Genomic DNA, 19,099 nt, shown 5'->3' on the forward strand with positions numbered 1-19,099 from the left:
GCCTTGCATTTCTTTGCTCCCCCTGCAACTCCGATGACGCGGCAGCCTTTGAGCTTAGCCAGTTGGCCCACGACAGAGCCGACCGCTCCCGTTGCCGCAGCAACGACGACTGTCTCACCAGGTTGGGGCTGACCGATGTCGAGCAGGCCCATGTACGCGGTGAAGCCGGGCATTCCCAGTACACCCAGCGATCGCGACGGGTGATCCAGTTGCTGTCCCAGCGGTATCAGACCCTTTCCATCAGATACCGCATAGTCTTGCCAACCGGTGTTGGCCAATACCCAATCGCCTTCCGCATAGTTGGGGTCCCTCGACTGCTCGACGCGACAGACGGCGCCGCCAACCATCACCTCGCCTACCTCAACAGGAGGAGCGTACGAAGGTGCGTCGCTCATGCGGCCACGCATGTAGGGATCCAGAGAAAGGTAAACCGTTCGTAATAAAACTTGCCCATCCGCTGGGGTCGGCAATTCACTGTTTTCCAAACGAAAATTGCTTGGCGTGGGAGCTCCATGGGGACGGGAATTCAACAGGACTTGGCGATTGGTATCACGAGCTTGTGGCATTATTAACTCTTTCAGAATAGCGAAATACAAGTTAGGTGGACTCGCTCGAATCGAAATGGACTTCTGTCGAACGAGTCAATTATTCAAAGTTAGTTGTCTGAATGCGAGGAAAGCTTTGTCGGCGAGGCCACGTCGTCACTGCCGATTCGGATCGCGAACTAACTCACGGGCGAAACGCATGCGGCAGCACTGTATCGAGCAATCAGGCGGTGCCGGTCGTCGCACGCGTGAGCGGTTGTGATTCAGGATCCAATTTCATTGGCCATGATTGCTCGCATGTGTTTCGTAACATCGGGGGTGCGATAAACTCGGTCGATCATCTCAGTGTAGGTCTTTGCAAAACGCTCATTTTCAGCCAAGTCACCGAACACAGGTTTGAATTTTAGAAACGATAGACGATTTTCACTGGTTGCGGTCGCTGCGCGGTGCAACTCGCTTTTGAACGCGTCCTTCACATCAAGCTGCTGGCCGTGACGATCAGCCTGTTTGTCGCTGTAGTAGCACCAGGTTGCCACAACGAACGCTGCGTATTGAATGCTGCCACCGCGAGCAAGGTTCTCGCGGATCGTCGGAATTAAGAAGACCGGCAACTTGCTCGAACTCTCTAAGCAAATTCGGGCTAAGTGGTCGCGAATGTTTGGATTGCCAAATCTCTGGATCAACGTCGCTTTGTACTCGTCGAGATCAATACCCTCGACGTCATCGAGCACGGGAGTTGCCTCTCTGTCGAAGAACTGCCGGAGGTAGCTACGGAAGAGGTCATCGCCAACGCACTCGTCGATCGTTTGGTACCCGAACACACTGCCGAGAATGCCTAAGACCGAGTGCCCCGCATTGAGCAGACGCAGTTTCATCTTTTCGTATGGCGAAACATCGGGAACAAATTGCACGCCGACGTCTTGCCAATTGGGGCGGCCGTTTGAGAAGCAGTCCTCGACAACCCACTGGCAGAACGGTTCGCAAACAACCGGCCAGTCATCACGCAGGTTGTACTGAGATCGCAGGTACTCGATGTCGGCCTCCGTTGTCACTGGTGTGATACGATCGACCATCGCATTGGGAAAGCTAACATCACGCTCGATCCAGCCAGCTAATTCCTCGTCTTGCAACCGAGCGAAACCGACAAGCATTTTCCGCGTTAAGTCACCATTGTGTTGTATGTTATCGCAAGATTGAATCGTGAACGGTGGCAGTCCACTTTTTCGACGTTTCTGTAACGCCGCCGTCAGGAACCCAAAGACCAGCCGGGGTTGCGATGGATTTCTAACGTCGTGTTGGGCATCAGGATTCGATGTGTCGAATTCCCCGGTTTCGGCGTCGACGTTGTATCCACCCTCGGTGATCGTCAACGAAACGATTTTCGTTTCAGGATGGGCCATGCGGTCAATGACCGCTGCCGGGTCGTCGCACCCCATCATGTAATCGACGATGGACCCGATGACCCGCGATTCAATATTGCCATCGGAATCTTTGACAAGCAGCGTGTAAAGGTAATCTTGCTGTTTGAGGAGCGTGGCCATTTTGCGGTCTGCATCACGCAGCCCGACGCCACAAATCCCCCACTCTGAAGCATTTTCGGACTGCAGCAAACGATCGGTATAAAAGGCTTCGTGCGAGCGATGGAATCCTCCAACGCCCACATGAACAATTCCCGTCTTCACTCGGCTGCGGTCGTACGTCGGACGCACGATCTCACTGGGGAGACGCGAAAGGATTTTCTCGCTCAAGGGCAGCGGTGGATTCATGGTAGCACCTGATTATGTTTTTTCGTTCGTTGCAGTGCCCAGTAGGCAGAGACGAAATAGACGATCGTCGAAACAAAGCCCCACGTGTAGAAAACGGCAACGTTGCGCTCGTAGGCAATCATGTCCGGGCTGGCGAACATCACTACCGAAGCCAAGATCAGGGTTGCTGCGAGTGCACTCCAACTGACGACTCGCAATGCTTTGGACATGGCTGAATCATCGTCAACGTGGGTGCCTTGGGAGAGGGCTTGCTGTGTTTGATATTCTTTGATGGCAACATCTCTATCCCGCTCGGCCGCCTCCTCCACCGGGTAGCTTTCGCTCGCCCCGTATCGGCTCGCAAGAACCGTATAGACAACGATCGTGAACGCCCAGGTTGGCACGAATAGGTAGAAAAACGACATGACCTGCAGGTAATTGAGCCCAAACCCAAACACCAAACCCAACGCCCATGATGCCACCGCCGGAGTGCTGTGCGTGAGCCCTTTATACTTCACCCAATATCGGGTCAGACCAATCCGCGGAAAGATGACATGCTCCGCGAACACGATTCCGCCTACAGGAACGACAAGCAGTCCCGCGTAAGTCAGCAGCGGCAATATTTGTTTATAGACAAAGGGAAAGCAGGCGATCACAACGGTTACGACGCCCACGGCAAAGGTCACCCGCATTCGCGAATGGTTGTGAAAAATCGCTTGTGCCGCCAAGCCCGCTCGATAGAGGTTCGCATTGGCGGTTGTCCATCCGGCGATAATCACGATCACGTAACCCGATAAGCCCAATGCTCGATAGGCGACGTCGCCTGGGTCCAGTTCGACGATGGTCGATTTCATCAGTACCGCCGTGCCTGCACCCATGATGCCCGCCGCGATCCAGGCGATATAGTGGCCGAACAACATCCCGGCACTGGTGCAAAGTCCGTAGACGGTTTTTTTGGCATATCGCAACAATGCCATATCGATCAGACCAAAGTGGGTGATCGTGTTGGCTGCCCAAGCGAAACCAATCACCTCGAGTAAACCGATTCCAGGTTTGCCGTCACTGTTGGTGCCCGTCCAGATGGATTGGTCGCCAATTGCGATGAAATCGGCGAAACCTGTTAATTGAGTCCGACCCAGCACAGCGTCACAGAGCGCGGGAAAGAGAGCAAACGCACCGCTGACAAACATCACGACCAACCAAGGCCCGCACAGCCCTGAAAATTCGGCGACGGCATTGAACCCGAACATGGCAACGAGCACGACGATCATGCCCACAGCGAAGACAACCAGGACGAATAACCCGTCGGTGGGATACCATTGCAATTGCGCCGGGATGCCCAGCAACAGTCGCACGGCGGTGCACGAGACCGTAATCATGGCCGCTGAGATCACTGTGAAGATGAGCACATTTGCCCAGTTGTACAAATTGCTCATCGAATCTCCAGCGATCTTGTGAAGATACGTGTAGAGACTCAAACGCGTCTGAACAGCAATCGGCGTCGTAATCAGAGTCCAGCTGAGAATTGCCAGTATATTGCCAATCAAAAGCCCGATTAGAATGTCCTTCGTCGACGCCCCCAGCGCAACGAAGGTGGCGCCGATAACAAACTCAGTCGCAGCGACGTGCTCGCCCGCGTATAGTCCCGCAAAATGTGTCCACCCATGGAGTTCGTGGTCAGCGACCGGTAGCTGCTCAGGATTGATTTCGGATATCGCGAGGGTATCGCTTCTGTCGGTCATGGACTTCGCACAGTTTGCTTGCGAGAAAGCGTCTGGGTGACGTTGACTTGGTAGCTCAGTCTATCAGGGTTTGCGACGCCATGCAGATTGTAAGTGTTCGCGTGGTGCTTCGGTTCAGTTAGCATTCGTGCGTAAGCGAAAGCCAACTGGCGACGCGTCGTATAGCCGCACAAACCCTCGCCAGCACAGTTTGCGATTTCACCGCGTTGCCGGTATGTCTCGATATAGTCGACGTCGGGTTCCATGTAGATGCCGTTGCGACCAATCACCCATTGGAGACCGCTGCTGCGAACATCATCTTCAGTCTGTCGATTGCTCTGAACGATTGGGGAGAACGCCGTGTTCTCCTCGGCACCTTGGATGCTGGTGTAGACGATCTTGCTCACCCCTGCCCGCGATGCCGCCTGGATCACGTTGCGGTGCTGCGTGACTCGTCTGTCAGGTGCGGCCATTCCGGAGACGAGTAGCACCGACCCCACACCCTCGAGAGATCTTTGCAAATCCTGTGGAGACTCGTAGTCGCCGGGACGAATTTCAATACCGAGTGACTCAGCATTGCTTGGCGTCCGGGCAAGCCCGACCAAGTTCTCGCGACCAACAATGTCGACTACGGCGTTGACGATCTCCGAACCAAGCTGACCACTGGCAGCCGTCACTGCGATGATTGTCATTAAACTTCCCTTGTTCTCGATTGAGTTGCCTTGCCGGCCGCCTCAGCCCGCGATGCCTACTGATGACGAGATGCTCTCCATCGTAGCGTAAACATAGGAGCGTATTTGCAGCAACATTGCCAAGACTGCCGGAAACTGACGCTTCCGTTGGATTGAACTCTTGTCTCGAAAGCCCCGCAGGCATAGGTCCTGGCGACGAAGACTGCGGGCTGAGAATCTGGAAACCCGGCAACTTCTAGCAGCGAATATTTTTCATAACGCGGCGGTACCTGAAGACGTCAACGAAGACGGGATTGTCTCGGCTGTGGATGCCCTGACCATTATCAATGAAATGAATCGCCAAACCGACGACGGTGAAGGACTTGAGATCGATGGTGGAGACAGTATGGAGCTCGCTCGCGGTCGCAGGACCGACGTCAATAATGACGGTCGCCAGTCCGCGCTCGACGCATTGATGGTCATCAATCATCTCAGTCGCGCGCCCGATGGAATTGGTGCATCGCCACTGGGTCCCGGAAACGGCCCTGATCAATCGGGCCCTGATCAATCGGGTCCTGATCCCACCACGGAGGATCCGACGACCGACAAGCCCACGGCGTCCGAGCAAAGCGTGGACACCGTGCTTAATTGGAACGATGTCTTCGGTGAAGTGCTCGCCGACAGCGTGGAGAATCAAAACCCCGGCTACGCGTCGCGATCCTATGCGATCCTCAATTTAGCGATCTTCGATGCGGTCGCCATCGCCTCGGGAAATTCCGAGGGCACTTTCTATGACCACGAGGGTGACTATGAGGGCGAGATCGTCGTTTCTGAAACCGACATATCGGCAGAAATGGCCGCCACGGGAGCGGCCTACACAGTGCTCAGTGAGTTGTATCCTGATCAGCAAACCCAACTCGATGCTGCGCTCGAGAATTCTCTCGCTACGTTGTCTTCGAGCGATGATTCATTTGTGAGTTTAGCGTTGGGTGAGGAAGTGGCCAGCCGAATTTTGGCGCTCCGTGTCGACGATGGTTCGCAGACGGTTGGGGAATACACGTACACTCGGCGAGTTTCGCTACGAATTGAACGAGGCTGATCTGAACTTGCTGGTTCAAGACCAGATGGTCGTGGTGACGACGGCGGTTTGAAAGGCTCTCGTTCCCAAGCCGGTCCCAAACGTCCAATCGGAGAAACGTCAGGAGTCGAAGGTATCGACGTAGAGTTGCTCGACGGCGACGGGAACGTGGTCGCACAGACCTCAACCAACGCCGATGGCAAGTATTCGTTTGACTCAATTACCGATGCGGGAGCCTATCAAGTGCAGATCGCCACGTCGGACGCATGGATGGTTCTTGGCGAAGACCGCATTGACGTTCTCCTCTCGGCAGCCAATGAAAACGTCCGAAGGATCAATTTTCACGTCAGGCTGACATAGTGGCAAGCTCGAAGTCGGCGCACCTGTCCCTAGCGATGGATGGCTCGCTAGGGACAATAAAAATTCCGACCTACGGTCAAGTAAGGTCAGGCAGATTCAGGATCGGTAAACATAGCTACATGCTGAGATACCACTCATGGGAGTCGCCCTTGATCCTCTTGGAAATCGGCCGCCGTCTCAGCGTTGAGCTCCTTTTCCATTTGTTTGTAGGCGTCAATGTCGGATTGGTTGACGCCCTCGGTAACGGAGGTTGGCCCTGAGCCGCCGCAGCCCGGTAGGGCTGTTGAACTGAGCAATGTCATGCAGATTAGTAAGCCGCAATAAGATTTCATAAAACTGGAGAGAATTTGTGATTGAATTTGGAAGAGGAAAGCGGGCCGAGCCTCGTGCGGCTCGCCCGCGAGCATACGAATTGCTGTGGATAATCAATCCGGTGGCGCTAGAACGCTTCGTCGATCAATTCTCGACTCGCGCGAGTTCCGAGGGCACCCCATAATCCATAGGGACTTTGACGCCCTGGAGCTTGGATTCCGGTACCGTTATGCCACACGTTACCGGCGCTGCGGTTGCCAGCCTCAATGGAGTCAGTGATGAACTTCACCGCGCCGTCGGCCATGAGCACATTGCATCCCCCTTGGTGCTGGCTCGACATGGGAGCTGTACCCGCCAAATCGTCTCCATTATGACGACTGCAATAAACGCTGTTGGGGGGCGAAATGGTGAAACATCCGGTGAACATGATCTTTGCATCAGCCCAGCGGTAGCCACGACCGCGCGTCTCACGAGAACCACCATTGAGCCAGAACCGAGGCCTTTCCGGATCAACAAATGTGTCGCAGGCACTTGGATTGTCACGGATAGCTGCCATCGAGCCACTGTTGTTTCCCAGCATCGATCCGTCGTTGGGCAGCACTGCACGAGCATCGCTATTGCCTAGGTAGGTGACGATCTCACCCATCGCAATGGTATTGGAGAGCCCGTCGAGCGTGTCACGGAATTTGCCGCGATAGTCAAATGGGCGAAAGAATCCTCGCGAGCTTGCTTGCATCCACTGCATGCGATTGCTCGGTGCTGGTTCCTGCCGATGACCAGCCCAGGGGCCGACATGCACCTGCCAGGTGCTATCACCGAGGCAAGCGGCGTAGTTGGTACGCCCGAGCGAGGGCAGTCCAACACCCGGGTCACTCGGGCATCGATAGGTCGGTATCTCGAGGGTCCAAGGCCGATAGTCAATATTGTCGGGGGTCGGTCCCATTGCCTGAAAGACATTGCCATTTCCGTCGTCGTAGGGATTGGAAATTACATTCCAGATCGCTTGCTGCTCAACGAAAGGGAGAATGCCAACCAAGGTGCTCGCCCGCCGGTTGTTGACCCCAGCGTGGCTCGACCACCACGCTGTCCCCACCCGGGGCTCCGAAACGGTTCCGATCCCATTGGCTGGAATTTTGCTGTAGGCGGAGTGATAATTGTGAATGCCTAAGCCAATCTGCTTGAAATTATTGCTGCAACTCATTCGCCGCGCCGCTTCTCGAGCGGCTTGAACCGCCGGCAGCAGCAACCCTACCAACACGCCGATGATGGCGATCACAACAAGTAGCTCGACTAACGTAAAGCCCGAACGAGGACGCTTTTTTTCGATTTTCATATCGAGTACTCACCACACAAAGAAAAGAAGTCATAGACAAGACTAATTCCGAGAATAGCGACGCTCTCATAAAGATCGATGACGATTTGCGACACGAGGATAACGATTTGCGCACTGCGTGTCTGCAAGGGAAGGATTTGTTCCTTTAAGCGGTTTTGCCCGTTCGCGGTACGAAGTGCTCACAGCCTCGGAGGCTCGCGGTGCCAACAAATCTCGTAGGCGAAGAGAGCCGTAAGTTCAACTCAGCATTCAGCCGGAAGTTATCCGTAGACGCGATAGACCCTGGAGAGTCCAGCGGAGACGTCCGGCTGATAGTCATCGAATCGACTTCCGTGGCTTTGGCAATACTCGGGTGAGCGGAGTGACGCCCGGGCTTAGGCAACGTCCTGGGGCCGGTCGCCACGCGTCTCTGCTTACGATAATCAGCTGCCAAGCAGGCTGTTGTTGTTTCGATCCCTGCTCATGATCCGTCTCGAATGCTGGCCTGTGAGATCCCAGCAAAGTACAATCGCGAGCTTCCTGCTGTGATTGGCGTTGTGGAATTTGCGCTCGCAAACATGCAGACATCCATTACAGCGTTCCGACATCCTCACCGGTCCCGGCCACTGGTAAGCGAAATCGCTAGTCGAAACAACTCCGGCCGTTTGCAAAAGGTAAGTTGAGAGATGAAAATTCGCTCCTGGTTGGCGCTGAGCTGTGGACTGGCGTGGTTAGTGTGTAGTTGTCTGGCTGGTGCTGAGATGGCCGCTGCCCAAACAGCGGAACCAAAATTAAAAGCGTTGATTGTCGACGGCCAAAACAATCACCATGTATGGCCCAAATCGACAATCATGATTCGGCAGTACTTGGAAGAAACAGACCTGTTTGAAGTCGATGTCGTCCGCACTCAGTTCACGTGGAATGGAAAGCGGGAAAAAGATTTTCTGCCATTGGCGGGAGCCGGAGAAACGCAAGATCTGCCGGCCCCCAAGCGGGACCCGGAGTTCTCGCCACCGTTTTCTCAATATGATGTCATCATCTCGAATTTTGGTAACAACGCGGCGGACTGGCCTGAACCGACCCAGCGGGCTCTCGAAGACTACCTGCGCAACGGCGGCGGGTTTGTTTCGGTGCACGCGGCGGACAACTCATTTGGTCAATGGACCGAGTACAACAAAATGATCGGCCTTGGCGGTTGGGGCGGCCGCGACCAGGACTCGGGGGAATACGTCTATTACTCAAACGATGGAGAGCTGACCCGGGACGCATCACCGGGCGGGGTCGGATCCCACGGTCCGCAGAACAATATCCTGGTCACTGTCCGTGACACCGATCATCCGATTATGTCCGGGCTGCCTGAAAGCTGGCTGACGGCGAAGGACGAGTGCTATGCTAAACTCCGAGGTCCCGCAGAGAATATGACGATTCTGGCAACAGGCAAGGATCAATCAGGGCGTGCACCGACTGACCGTCATGAACCGATACTGATGGTGGTCGACTACGGCAAAGGACGCGTTTTTCATACGACATTGGGCCATGACTCCTACTCATGCGAGGGCGTTGACTTCATCGTTACATTGACGCGTGGTTGCGAATGGGCCGCCACCGGCAAAGTCACTCAATCACTGCCGGGTGACTTTCCCGATGCAGGCAACTCCGTCAGCCGTCCCTTTAAACTGAAGACAGAGTCACGGCAATAAAGTCATTCGTAACAAAACCCTTGCTGTTCTTGCTCTCACCAACAGTAGATCATGCTGCTCGTCTGTAGATCGATTGTCGTTATTCTTGCACTAGCTGCAACTGTCGCCGTTGCGCAGCAGCCTCCCTATGATGTATTCCCAGTAGCCGAACCGCCGTACTATCGCGTTCGGTACGAAGCGTCGGACCAGCCTGGGAAATTGAGCTTCGCGGTCAGTTACACCGTCTGGATTCCAGCGGGTGTGCAGACGCTTCGTGGCGTCGTCGTGCATCAGCATGGCTGTGGAGAGGGTTCGTGCAAATCAGGCTTGACGGGAGCCTACGATTTGCACTGGCAAGCTCTGGCGAAAAAGCATGGTTGTGCCTTGCTGTCTCCGTCCTACGAACAGCCCCAGGACGCAGACTGCCAGATGTGGTGTGATCCACGAAATGGTTCCGCCGCGGCGTTTGAGCGGGGGCTTGTCGAGCTTGGCAAGATGTGTGGTCATCCTGAACTCGCCGCTGCACCACTTGCTCTTTGGGGGCATAGTGGCGGCGGACACTGGTGTGGGGGATTGGTGATGATGCAGCCCGAGCGAGTTGCCGCGGCCTGGCTGCGGTCGGGTGTGCCGCTGTTGGATGCCGAACCCGATCGAGACAAGATCCGACCGCACTCGGTTCCAGACGCTGCACTGCGAGTGCCTATGATGTGCAATCTGGGGACAAAAGAAGGCGTGAGTGTGAAAGGAGGCCGGTTCGCCAACACATGGCCCGCTAACCTTGCATTCTTCAGAGAGGTGCGGGGCAGCGGCGGATTGTTGGGCATCGCGATTGACCCGCTCACGGCACACGAGTGCGGAAACTCTCGCTATCTGGCAATTCCTTGGCTTGATAAGTGTCTTGAGCTGCGGCTGCCGATCCATCATGGCGAAGCATTGCGAATGATTTCGCCCGACGGCGCCTGGCTCACCGAGCCGATCGGAACTACCGCGACGCCAGCATCGCAGTTCGATGGCGATCGACTTACCATGGGCTGGTTGCCGGATGAAAGTATCGCCAATGCATGGATGCAATTCTGCAAGGATACGAACGTCAGCGATCCCTCTCCGCCGCCCGCTCCCACGGGTGTTGAGGTCGACGGTCAACAGTTGCGCTGGCACGCGGAGGCCGACAGCGAAAGCGGACTTTCCAAGTTCATCGTAATGCGAGACGGAAAACCCCTCGCCGACGTCACGGGCAGGGGCAAGAACCCTTTTGGTCGGCAGTTATTTCAGAATTTGCAGTACAGCGATACGCCTACCCAGCCGCTTGAAAAAATGGAATTCACCGACGCAACCGCCGTCGGCGAGACGCATCAATACGAGATCATCACGGTCAACACCGTGGGTTTGCAATCAACGCCCACCGCCGCAGTACGACTCTCGAAGTGACTTTCACCCGCCTCGGCTCTTTTCATCCACGAGGGTTTCTGAGACAGTTTCGAGTTCTCTGTCCATCCCTCCAGTTATGGCTGGGCGATTAAAAGGACGCCGGCACGAGCGAAATCGCAATCATTACCCAATCGCCGGACTGGTGCGTTCCGAGTCAACGATCAAACCATGAGTGATTACCCCTACAACTTCGACGTTCAAATCACCGAAACGCTCGTCTACTTACCAAAGCATATCGCGTCCAAGTTGGACATTGGAAAGTCGAAACGAGTGCGAATCGAAGGTGAGATTAACGGCGTTCGCATCGAGTGTGGCTTGATGCCGGATAAGGGCAAGTGGTGCTTTATGGTGTCGAAGAAGCTGCAGAAGACATGCGGCATTTCACCAGGGGATCTCGCGAGTATCAGTTTTGACATTGCTGATTCTGAATCGGTCGTTGTGCCGTCCGAGTTGCAGCTGGCGCTCGACGCTAACGATGCAGCAAGGGGGATCTGGGAGCAGTGGACCGCGGGTAAGCGACGTGCAAACTGCCTGCGTGTGTCGTCGGTGAAGAAGGCCGAGACACGCGAGCGACGCGTCGAAGAGGTGATAGCTCTCTTGATGGCAGAATTGGGCCTGCAAACGGGGATCGCGACATGGCAGATGTTTGAAAGCATCGACATGCGGGCGGGGACGATTACCGCCGTCGACGATTTCCCTGAGGCCCGCAATCCGGCATTCAAGGTTGCCGTGGACTTCGGACCCGAACTGGGCACCAAGCGAACGAGCGCCCAAATCACCGTGAACTACACCAAAGACAATTTGCTCGGCCGGCAGATTATTGGTGTTGTCAACTTTTCCTCGAAACAAATCGGACCGTTTATGTCCGAGTTCCTCATCCTCGGTTTCTACTGCGAAGATGGCTCCGTCATCCTGGCGACCCCCGATCAGTCAGTCGCCAACGGATCCAGATTAGCGTAGGCGAACGAGTGAATCTCTCCCACTCAGGAATCGCCCATCAGCTTGGCGACTGTGGGTTCCATTGCTTCCGCCCAGATGGCGTAGCCCTTTTGTTTGGGGTGCAACAGGTCGGGCATGACCTCGCGGGTTAGGACGCGGTTATCTGACAGGAATGCTGAATTGATGTCGAGGAAGTAAACCATGTCGCCATCGGCTAGTTCTTTGATCAACTCGTTGGCCTTCATGTTCACCTGACGCCCCGCGTGGGTGTCATCTTCACCACGAGGGAAAATCGCCAGGATGAGCACCTTCATGTTCGGGAGCTCGGTTCGCAGTTCGTCAACGATGGCCTCCACGCCCTCGGCAATCTCCTCGGGAGTATTGCTGCCGCAGTTGTTCGTGCCGATCATCAGCACGGCCAGTTTGGGCGAGATATTCTCGATATTACCATTCTGGAGACGCCACAGAACATGTTGAGTTCGGTCGCCACCGATACCTAAATTCACGGCATTGCGATCGCCGTAGTACTTTTCCCAGACTTCACGTCCGGCGCCTTCCCACCCGTGAGTGATCGAATCGCCGATCATCAGCAGGTCAACGTTGCCTTTCTGCACACGTTCATTAAAACTCTCGTGACGCTTCATCCAATTCCCGTCGCGGGGAACCGGCACGATCGCCGTGTTGGACTTCGGTGGCGTTGCGGTTTCGAGAACGGCCTCCTGAGCGACACACACGGAGGCTAGTAGAAGCGTGACGAGGACTGGCAACTGACACAAAACAAGGCGAGGCATTTCAGCGTCTCTTACAACGGGGAGGGAGGGAAATGGTGGGACCACGGGACCGTGGTGGGAACACAAGCTAATTCAATGCGGGCGCCGAAGCAAGCATCGCGGCTCGATGAGGGACCGACAGGTCACCGTATCATCCTTGTTGACTCTTAAGCTCGAGCCAAGAACTCACCGGTGCGGGTATCGATTTTCAGCCGCTCGCCCTCCTTGATGTATTCGGGAACCTGGACGATGAGGCCTGTTTCGAGGGTCGCAGGTTTGTTTCGTGACGTTGCTGAATTGCCCTTCACGCCGGGATCACACTGGGTGATCGTCAGTTCCACAGCAGCGGGCAACTCGATGCCCACACAAGCATCGTTGTAGATCATCGCTCGGATACCTTCCAAGCCTTCGGTCATGTAGGGCAATTCCTCTTCGGCGTCTTCCAAAGAGATCTCGTACTGCTGGAAATCCTCTTTGTCCATTAAGAATAAGTGGGTCTGGTCGGAATACAACATCTGCACATCGCGGCGTGAAAAGTCTGCCTCGTCCATCATATCGGTACCCTTCAACGTGAAGTCGACCTTGTTTCGTGTGATCAGATTCCGAGCGCGAAACTTGTAGAGCGTGGCGGCACCGCGTGCCGACGGAGAATGAACGTTGATTCCTTTGATCACGCACGGATTGCCGTCGTGGACCACAACAGAGCCGGTTTTGAGTTCTTTGGCGAGCATTTTGGCCTTCGAGAGGATGGTGAAGTATTGGTCTGACGACCGAGGTACTACGGTAATAATCCATCCGGGTTTCCCGCGATAGGACACCTCTCCCAGAATCCACCGACACGCACTCTCGCGGGAGGTCCGCCCCTGCCAACTGGATTTGCGGAGCAAATGGGACCACCGTGAATCGGTCGCAGTCAAGAGATGCTCTGACCACACCAAAGCGAACAAAAATTGTCCGCATCGCCGTTGACAACAAGTGTTCCATCTCAATCGATTCGTGTTGAACTGCGTTGCGTCTTCGATCAGTTCCATCGCTCACAGCGGGTTGGTTGATCAGATCCCACGCCGGATGATGGCCCAGCCGCAGCGACGTTCCTCCGAACGCCTTTTCTTCATCGGATAGTGTGATTCTCCCTCTGAGGGTGACACTCAATCGCACCGCCTCGGTTGAGTTGCGCAAGCCAAGACAGCGCTTTCTATCGTGGTGGCAGTGGCCGCGAGTTTTTGCATGTAGCGTCACATCTCTCGTCCGCTTCCTAGGTAGCTGCTCGATTTACCTCTCGCGTACCAAGTGCACCTATGCTCCAGCACCCCCTTTTGTGGTCCATCCGGGATTATCGTGGGTAGATCCAGCATGTTGGATTTTGGAGGTATGGCGGTGGCGTCCGAATTGAAGGAGGCCGTAGCAGAAATAACGCTGAAGGCTGGCGCAGACGCCGCCAGCCCAAGGCACCTTTCGGGTCCAGTTCGACCAGGATATTGCTTGTAGAATCGCCCAGCGGCTGAGCGTACTTCCACCCCTTCCGCACGTGAAACCTGATCGGTTGACATCAGCGTGACAAAATTTCGGACGCCACCGCCATGCCTTGAAAATCCCCCACACTTGGCTCACCGCGGCGAAACCCACGGTAAACCCGGATGGACCCCTTTTGCTTTAGATCTACTCATCGTTAATAACCCTCTTGATTTCGCAGAGCGGGCTAGCCCAAACGCCACGGACGACCACCGAAATTGATGGAATCCAATTTACGCTCGCCAAAGTTTGCAGATCGAGAAGGTTGCCGGTGAGTCGGTAGTCAAGTGCCCAATCGTTGCTGATTGGGATAATCAGGGACGGCTGGTCGTTGCCGAGTCGGCCGGTGTCACCATGCCAATCGTCAAACACAACCAGACGAAACCTCATAGGCTGATTCGCTTAGTCGACAGCAATGGTGACGGGGAGTTTGACAAACGCATCGTAGCCGCCGAGCAACTCGTGTTTCCCGAGGGCGTACTGTTTCTCGGCAACGACTTACTCGTTTCCGCACCTCCGTTGATCTGGAGATTGACTGATGACGGCGGCGACGGAGTCTTTACATTGGTTTTGTCGGACACGATGTCGGTCCGGAGATCACGCGGATTGGAGCGAGTCGGAGGCGGGATGCGTTGCGGGAAGTGATCTTGTTTCCAAGTGCGCGTTAATAGCAAAGCTACCAGGGATCGCGAGTGCTGACGGTCGATGGCGATATTCACAACGCAATGATTAAGCATCGCACTCCCGAAACGATAGAGGTTCAAGTCAATGCTGAGCGATCAGTCGTGATCGCCACGGACGAGATGGAGATTTTGCAATCAAGCGATGTTTCAGTGATGCCCGCCGGTTTGGTGGAGCAGATGACAATTCCCGAGTTTTCGGACCTCATGGCATTCCTGCAATCGGCCAAGTGAGCTGGGTTCGCGATCAATCGATAATGCCCCAAGTCCAATTTGGAAAACCAGACCTGCTAGTTTTGCGTTTTGAGCGTCGCTAAACATCCGTAAATGAATGCCAATATCAATGCCCCCGAAGCAGGAAACAGCATTGCCAGCACGTGGAATCGATCAAACAGCAGTGCGCCAATGCTCCCTCCCACTACAAACCCAGTAATTAGAAGTAGGTACAGGACCGCCTGCCTAACATTGAATGAGTGCCCGCGAAACCAAGTGCCTAGCATCGTGCCCAAGTCGGTCAGTAGCCCCGTAACATGGGTCGTTCTGACAACCGCTCCACTGTAGGTACTGACCATGCCATTTTGAAGTCCGCATGCGGTCGCGGCGAGGCAGTGACCGAGGACCGAGTCCGTTGATAGTAACGCGAACATCGCGCCAATCAATAGGAATGATTCCATTACGAGCGCAACGCCGTAACGTCGTCCCAGTTTCAGAGAGGCGTTTCCTAGCAGAGCACCCGCAATCACCGCGCCTAACACAAACGAAAGGATGATGCCGAGCAATCGTGCAGTATCCACGACGTTGAATCTTCCTAAAGATACTCCGAGTAAAGTCGACGTTCCCGTGACATGGGAGACCGCTTGAAACCTGAAACCAAGCAAGCCGATTGCATTTGTCGCACCCGCAATGCACGACAGCCAAAAACCACCAATTTCAACCCAACGAGGAAGCTTAGTTATCACGGCCGAAACAACCCTGGTCGTCTAGAATCAGTCCGAGACTCGCGACATGCGGCTATGAAACCGATACCGCCCGCGAACGCCGCTATGCAACTGGGACGACTCATTGGCATAAATATATCAGGCAGGACTTCGAACCAGAATGGAATTCTAGAGACAGCCAGCGCACTTGCAGGCGAGATCGCTGACGCCAAAGACTGTACTTTGAGTCAGCGGAATCTGAAAGGCCTAGCCGGGTTGGAGGGCAACGGCGGTACACAAAGACCCTCAGTCAGACAGTTAAGGGTACGCTGAACCCAACGCTAAGTGCCCTCGAAAACGAGACGGCCTGATTGAGTATCCTGCTTCCGCCGCGATCGGCTGGTATACTTTTTTCCACGAACTAACCGATCGAATTTCTCTCCTTCGAAGACATCCACCATGCTCCGATCACTACTGTTATTGATTCTCTTATCCCACTGTGTGTTCGCGCTGGTGCCTTCAGCAATTGCCGCAACGCCCGTGGTTCAGCCGCGTGAGCCGCAAAAACACATTCGCATTCTGACCGTCGGTAACAGTTTCACTCACAACGCTACGCGGTATTTGGACGAAATCATCGAAGCGTCAGGCCACCAACTAACACACAAAATGCTTTCAATTGGTGGCTCCTCACTCGAACAGCACGCGACCAAAGCGATGGCGTTTGAGCAGGATCCGGTGGATAAGTCTGCACGGTACGCGAGCGGAGAGAGCTTGCAGGAAGCATTACGGAGCGAACCCTGGGACTTTGTTACGATTCAACAGGTCAGCATCAAGAGTCATGATGTCCAGAGCTATCGACCCCACGCTCAGCAGCTAGCAGAGATCATTCGTCGCGAAGCGCCCCAAGCGAAGTTACTCGTCCATCAGACCTGGGCCTACCGAGTCGATGACCCGCGGTTCAGTAAACGCAAGCCGGTCGCTGGGGAACCGGCCTCCCAACAGGCTATGTACGAAGGGCTGAGTGAGGCCTATCACACGATCACCGCGGAACTGTCGGCTCGTCGCATTCCTGTCGGTGATGCCTTTTGGATGGCCGACAACGATACGAAAATTGGGTATTGCGTGTCTCCGGAATTCGATGCGGGCAACTACGAACCTCCTCAGCTTCCCGAACAACAACACTCGCTGCACGTGGGCTACCGCTGGAGCGACCGCAATGGCAGGCCACAGTTGGGCATGGACGGCCATCATGCGAACGTGGCCGGTGAATACTTGGGTGCCTGTGTGTGGTTTGAATGCTTGTACGGCGAGAGCCCAGTGGGCAATAGCTTTGTGCCCAAAAAGCTGGATGCTGAGTTTGCAGCACAGTTGCAAGCGATTGCTCATCAAGCGGCGCAGCAAGGCGGGGATGTGGCCACCGCTCAGCCCAATGAATAAGGCCTCATCCGGCATTTTCGTGGTTTCGGTAGAATTCTCTGCAAAGGAGAATCACCATGCAAGCCAAAGAATTGTATCAGAGAATTTTTTGGAATCAGTTCACCCTGGTATGTGAGCAGCGTTGAACTTGACCAGAAAGAATCGGAGATCTAAGTGAAGGTTGACCACGCCTATTGCGTCAAGTTTTGCGGCCCCCAATACCTATGGTTGCTGGCATAGACGTACGCACCAAAATACTCCAACTCATCTTCGACGATGACAGCGTCCTTCTCCATCGGACACCTTCTCTTCGTTCGCCCGCTTGACAGCGACGGCAAACGCCAAGAAATCCATCGCGATGCTAATCGACGAGATGATTTAGGGTAGGAACGGCTCACGACAACTATTCATTGACATTCTTTTCGTTGCCCGAACCTAGCGGGAAGAGCTGTAGCGTTTTCTCAATTACATGCTGTTGCGTTTGCTGTTCAAAATTCCCTTCGACTTCCAGATATTCCCGGTAGTCCTCCTGCTTTACAGATTTATTCCCGTCGCGACCGACGCAATCGATCGTCATGATTTTTTTCCAGGTGTTTACCATCAGCTTCCGTCGCTTCCTGATATCCGTTGACGATGTGAAGGGAGGGATGATCGAACGGGGCACGTTCGTAGCGTACGTTTTCGTCGGTCAGGCAGAGCAGAAAGAAATGCAACGCAACTTTGTCGTACGGCGCAAGGAAATCGATGTCGCGTATCAGCGGGTGCATGTCCGGGTTGATTTTCAGATCCGCTTTGATGTCACCACCACGAGCATAGAATGCGATCACGTCGGGCAGTGTCATCAAGCGACCGTTGTGCATGTACGGGGCGGTCAGTTCAATGTTGCGTAGCGTCGGGGTACGGAAACATCGACGGAGACTCTTCGGGTTGCTGTTGATGGCGTTTGCTTCTCCTGTGGCCCGCGTCAGGGAGCAGCTCCCATCGAGGGACTGGTGGGCGTGTCGTCCCTCGCCAACGCGACTGGTCGTGACGCGAGCAGGCAAGATCATTCATTGAATGCTGGAATCGGAATTTCGTCTGAGCCGGCAACTATCTCATTCATCCAGTGCCAAACCTGGTCGCGGTACGTGCTGGGTTTCAGTAGCCAGCGATCGGTATGCGAGGACTTCGCGACATCGTTTGGGAAGCTACCCAGAATCGCCTTGGTGTTGATGTTAGCGAATTGAAAATGGCTGCAATCTGAAACCACGGAACGGACGAATTGTTCTGTCCCGCGATCGCTACCATTCTGACTGACCCAGTATGGGCGGTTGCCCAATCTCGCCAATCGCTGCTTTGCGTTGTGCTGGTAGACCGCCAACGACGAACCCCAAGGCGTGCTCCATTGCTTCGCTCCGTCAAAATGATCGTGCGCAACGAATGCTGTCCAAAGCCCGGCAATTTCGTCATCGTGCAGACCAAGATAGTTCACCCCAATCGCACCGCGCGAAAACCCGCACAGGAAAACGGCATCTCTTCGGGCATCAAATTGTTCGATGATGCGAGGAACATTCCGTTTCGCGTACTCAACGGTTGCGTCCTCGTCACCCCACCATGTCACTTCATTCGCGGTTCCGGAGGAATTGACGTATGGCAGTGACACCCAGATATACTTGCCTCCTGAAAGGCCGTACCCCAACGCCGCATCCTTTGGTTTTCCCGTCGATCCGCTGCTCGGAAAATAGTTGCCCGTGTACTCAAAGATGATGGGGACCGTTCCATTGGGCTTCCACTGCGGCGGAAGATAGAGGATGTGTTTCACCTCAGTGCCAACGTACTCCGGAGAGGTGATGGCAACTCTCTTTCCTGCCGCGGGCGGACCATCGGAGAGTTCCGGGACGGTCAACTCCACAGCGAAAGAGGCAATCATCGCAGAATCCTCAGCGATCGCGAGCATCGATGTCACAACTAAGATTGAAAACGTTGCCAACGCCCCAAAATGTCCAATCGGGCTTCTTGATTTCATGCTGATCAC

At 54.8% G+C, this 19,099-nt stretch carries 20 protein-coding genes (1 of these 20 only partly in view); 8 read left to right on the forward strand and 12 right to left on the reverse strand.

The window, feature by feature from the left end; genetic code table 11:
• The 4 genes from curA to Poly21_RS12515 form a co-directional block, all read right to left on the reverse strand.
• Nucleotides 1–566 carry the 5' portion of an NADPH-dependent curcumin/dihydrocurcumin reductase gene (gene curA, locus Poly21_RS12500; protein ID WP_146407355.1) on the reverse strand. 475 nt of this gene lie to the left of the window's left edge, so only the first 566 of its 1,041 coding nucleotides appear in the window; it begins with the start codon at nucleotides 564–566; its stop codon lies beyond the left edge, outside the window.
• Nucleotides 567–808: 242 nt separating this feature from the next.
• Nucleotides 809–2,311, reverse strand: a complete 1,503-nt coding sequence (locus Poly21_RS12505; RefSeq protein WP_146407356.1) for a mannitol dehydrogenase family protein — start codon at nucleotides 2,309–2,311, stop codon at nucleotides 809–811.
• Nucleotides 2,308–4,032 (reverse strand): purine-cytosine permease family protein, encoded by a 1,725-nt coding sequence (locus tag Poly21_RS12510; protein WP_146407357.1) that lies wholly within the window; start codon nucleotides 4,030–4,032, stop codon nucleotides 2,308–2,310. The genes Poly21_RS12505 and Poly21_RS12510 overlap by 4 nt, the downstream gene beginning before the upstream one ends.
• Nucleotides 4,029–4,703: an NAD(P)H-binding protein gene (locus tag Poly21_RS12515; RefSeq protein ID WP_146407358.1), complete on the reverse strand. Its 675-nt coding sequence runs from the start codon at nucleotides 4,701–4,703 to the stop codon at nucleotides 4,029–4,031. Before Poly21_RS12515 ends, Poly21_RS12510 begins: the two co-directional genes overlap by 4 nt.
• A 160-nt stretch (nucleotides 4,704–4,863) precedes the next feature.
• On the opposite strand from Poly21_RS12515, the gene Poly21_RS12520 reads away from it, so the two are divergent.
• Both Poly21_RS12520 and Poly21_RS12525 read left to right on the forward strand, forming a co-directional pair.
• On the forward strand, nucleotides 4,864–5,781 hold the full coding sequence (locus tag Poly21_RS12520; RefSeq protein ID WP_302118785.1) for a dockerin type I domain-containing protein: 918 nt from the start codon (nucleotides 4,864–4,866) through the stop codon (nucleotides 5,779–5,781).
• A gap of 48 nt (nucleotides 5,782–5,829) precedes the next feature.
• Nucleotides 5,830–6,120 carry an SdrD B-like domain-containing protein gene (locus Poly21_RS12525; RefSeq protein ID WP_146407360.1) on the forward strand — a complete coding sequence of 97 codons (291 nt, stop codon included), beginning with the start codon at nucleotides 5,830–5,832 and terminating at the stop codon, nucleotides 6,118–6,120.
• A gap of 134 nt (nucleotides 6,121–6,254) precedes the next feature.
• Here the strand turns inward: Poly21_RS12525 and Poly21_RS12530 are convergent, their stop codons facing one another.
• Both Poly21_RS12530 and Poly21_RS12535 read right to left on the reverse strand, forming a co-directional pair.
• A complete protein-coding gene (locus tag Poly21_RS12530; protein WP_146407361.1) occupies nucleotides 6,255–6,452 on the reverse strand; it encodes a hypothetical protein in 198 nt (65 codons plus the stop codon).
• A 107-nt stretch (nucleotides 6,453–6,559) separates the two neighbouring features.
• A complete protein-coding gene (locus tag Poly21_RS12535; RefSeq protein ID WP_146407362.1) occupies nucleotides 6,560–7,765 on the reverse strand; it encodes a DUF1559 domain-containing protein in 1,206 nt (401 codons plus the stop codon).
• Nucleotides 7,766–8,430: 665 nt separating this feature from the next.
• Between Poly21_RS12535 and Poly21_RS12540 the strand changes: the two genes are divergently transcribed.
• From Poly21_RS12540 to Poly21_RS12550, 3 genes are all read left to right on the forward strand, one after another.
• Nucleotides 8,431–9,444: a ThuA domain-containing protein gene (locus tag Poly21_RS12540; RefSeq protein WP_146407363.1), complete on the forward strand. Its 1,014-nt coding sequence runs from the start codon at nucleotides 8,431–8,433 to the stop codon at nucleotides 9,442–9,444.
• 51 nt (nucleotides 9,445–9,495) lie between these two features.
• Nucleotides 9,496–10,851: an alpha/beta hydrolase family protein gene (locus tag Poly21_RS12545; RefSeq protein WP_146407364.1), complete on the forward strand. Its 1,356-nt coding sequence runs from the start codon at nucleotides 9,496–9,498 to the stop codon at nucleotides 10,849–10,851.
• A gap of 168 nt (nucleotides 10,852–11,019) precedes the next feature.
• Nucleotides 11,020–11,811, forward strand: coding sequence for a tRNA-binding protein (locus Poly21_RS12550; RefSeq protein ID WP_146407365.1), 792 nt, complete (start codon nucleotides 11,020–11,022; stop codon nucleotides 11,809–11,811).
• 23 nt (nucleotides 11,812–11,834) lie between these two features.
• Here the strand turns inward: Poly21_RS12550 and Poly21_RS12555 are convergent, their stop codons facing one another.
• Both Poly21_RS12555 and Poly21_RS12560 read right to left on the reverse strand, forming a co-directional pair.
• Nucleotides 11,835–12,581 (reverse strand): platelet-activating factor acetylhydrolase IB subunit, encoded by a 747-nt coding sequence (locus tag Poly21_RS12555; protein WP_146407366.1) that lies wholly within the window; start codon nucleotides 12,579–12,581, stop codon nucleotides 11,835–11,837.
• A gap of 146 nt (nucleotides 12,582–12,727) precedes the next feature.
• Entirely contained in the window at nucleotides 12,728–13,291 is a 564-nt protein-coding gene (locus Poly21_RS12560; RefSeq protein ID WP_146407367.1) for an elongation factor P, read from the reverse strand.
• Between the two features lie 1,030 nt (nucleotides 13,292–14,321).
• Here Poly21_RS12560 and Poly21_RS12565 point away from each other — a divergent pair.
• A complete protein-coding gene (locus tag Poly21_RS12565; protein ID WP_146407368.1) occupies nucleotides 14,322–14,717 on the forward strand; it encodes a DUF7133 domain-containing protein in 396 nt (131 codons plus the stop codon).
• Nucleotides 14,718–14,797: 80 nt separating this feature from the next.
• Entirely contained in the window at nucleotides 14,798–14,986 is a 189-nt protein-coding gene (locus Poly21_RS12570; RefSeq protein ID WP_302118788.1) for a hypothetical protein, read from the forward strand.
• A 56-nt stretch (nucleotides 14,987–15,042) separates the two neighbouring features.
• Here Poly21_RS12570 and Poly21_RS12575 read toward each other — a convergent pair whose 3' ends face one another.
• Nucleotides 15,043–15,711, reverse strand: coding sequence for a YoaK family protein (locus tag Poly21_RS12575; protein ID WP_146407370.1), 669 nt, complete (start codon nucleotides 15,709–15,711; stop codon nucleotides 15,043–15,045).
• A 417-nt stretch (nucleotides 15,712–16,128) separates the two neighbouring features.
• Here Poly21_RS12575 and Poly21_RS12580 point away from each other — a divergent pair, with 417 nt between their 5' ends.
• The gene (locus Poly21_RS12580; RefSeq protein WP_146407371.1) at nucleotides 16,129–17,106 is read left to right on the forward strand and encodes a DUF4886 domain-containing protein; all 978 of its coding nucleotides are present in this window, start codon (nucleotides 16,129–16,131) and stop codon (nucleotides 17,104–17,106) included.
• A gap of 382 nt (nucleotides 17,107–17,488) precedes the next feature.
• On the opposite strand, the gene Poly21_RS27485 is transcribed toward Poly21_RS12580, so the two are convergent.
• Genes Poly21_RS27485 through Poly21_RS12590 form a run of 3 tightly spaced genes read right to left on the reverse strand, consistent with a single transcriptional unit; the run spans nucleotide 17,489 to nucleotide 19,090 of the window.
• Nucleotides 17,489–17,662 (reverse strand): hypothetical protein, encoded by a 174-nt coding sequence (locus tag Poly21_RS27485; RefSeq protein WP_302118789.1) that lies wholly within the window; start codon nucleotides 17,660–17,662, stop codon nucleotides 17,489–17,491.
• The gene (locus tag Poly21_RS12585; protein ID WP_146407372.1) at nucleotides 17,628–18,134 is read right to left on the reverse strand and encodes a hypothetical protein; all 507 of its coding nucleotides are present in this window, start codon (nucleotides 18,132–18,134) and stop codon (nucleotides 17,628–17,630) included. Before Poly21_RS12585 ends, Poly21_RS27485 begins: the two co-directional genes overlap by 35 nt.
• Nucleotides 18,131–19,090: a hypothetical protein gene (locus tag Poly21_RS12590; RefSeq protein WP_146407373.1), complete on the reverse strand. Its 960-nt coding sequence runs from the start codon at nucleotides 19,088–19,090 to the stop codon at nucleotides 18,131–18,133. Before Poly21_RS12590 ends, Poly21_RS12585 begins: the two co-directional genes overlap by 4 nt.
• Nucleotides 19,091–19,099: the final 9 nt, after the last annotated feature.

This window comes from Allorhodopirellula heiligendammensis, from assembly GCF_007860105.1.
Lineage (GTDB): Bacteria > Planctomycetota > Planctomycetia > Pirellulales > Pirellulaceae > Rhodopirellula > Rhodopirellula heiligendammensis.

Bases quoted from the DNA above. Each gene is read 5' to 3' on its own strand.
- Poly21_RS12505 (WP_146407356.1), bottom strand. From the start codon at position 2,311: ATGAATCCACCGCTGCCCTTGAGCGAGAAAATCCTTTCGCGTCTCCCC.
- Poly21_RS12540 (WP_146407363.1), top strand. From the start codon at position 8,431: ATGAAAATTCGCTCCTGGTTGGCGCTGAGCTGTGGACTGGCGTGGTTA.
- Poly21_RS27485 (WP_302118789.1), bottom strand. From the start codon at position 17,662: ATGACGATCGATTGCGTCGGTCGCGACGGGAATAAATCTGTAAAGCAG.
- Poly21_RS12560 (WP_146407367.1), bottom strand. From the start codon at position 13,291: ATGCTCGCCAAAGAACTCAAAACCGGCTCTGTTGTGGTCCACGACGGC.
- Poly21_RS12580 (WP_146407371.1), top strand. From the start codon at position 16,129: ATGCTCCGATCACTACTGTTATTGATTCTCTTATCCCACTGTGTGTTC.
- Poly21_RS12515 (WP_146407358.1), bottom strand. From the start codon at position 4,703: ATGACAATCATCGCAGTGACGGCTGCCAGTGGTCAGCTTGGTTCGGAG.
- Poly21_RS12535 (WP_146407362.1), bottom strand. From the start codon at position 7,765: ATGAAAATCGAAAAAAAGCGTCCTCGTTCGGGCTTTACGTTAGTCGAG.
- Poly21_RS12530 (WP_146407361.1), bottom strand. From the start codon at position 6,452: ATGAAATCTTATTGCGGCTTACTAATCTGCATGACATTGCTCAGTTCA.
- Poly21_RS12555 (WP_146407366.1), bottom strand. From the start codon at position 12,581: ATGCCTCGCCTTGTTTTGTGTCAGTTGCCAGTCCTCGTCACGCTTCTA.
- Poly21_RS12570 (WP_302118788.1), top strand. From the start codon at position 14,798: ATGATTAAGCATCGCACTCCCGAAACGATAGAGGTTCAAGTCAATGCT.
- Poly21_RS12545 (WP_146407364.1), top strand. From the start codon at position 9,496: ATGCTGCTCGTCTGTAGATCGATTGTCGTTATTCTTGCACTAGCTGCA.
- Poly21_RS12585 (WP_146407372.1), bottom strand. From the start codon at position 18,134: ATGATCTTGCCTGCTCGCGTCACGACCAGTCGCGTTGGCGAGGGACGA.
- Poly21_RS12550 (WP_146407365.1), top strand. From the start codon at position 11,020: ATGAGTGATTACCCCTACAACTTCGACGTTCAAATCACCGAAACGCTC.
- Poly21_RS12590 (WP_146407373.1), bottom strand. From the start codon at position 19,090: ATGAAATCAAGAAGCCCGATTGGACATTTTGGGGCGTTGGCAACGTTT.
- Poly21_RS12510 (WP_146407357.1), bottom strand. From the start codon at position 4,032: ATGACCGACAGAAGCGATACCCTCGCGATATCCGAAATCAATCCTGAG.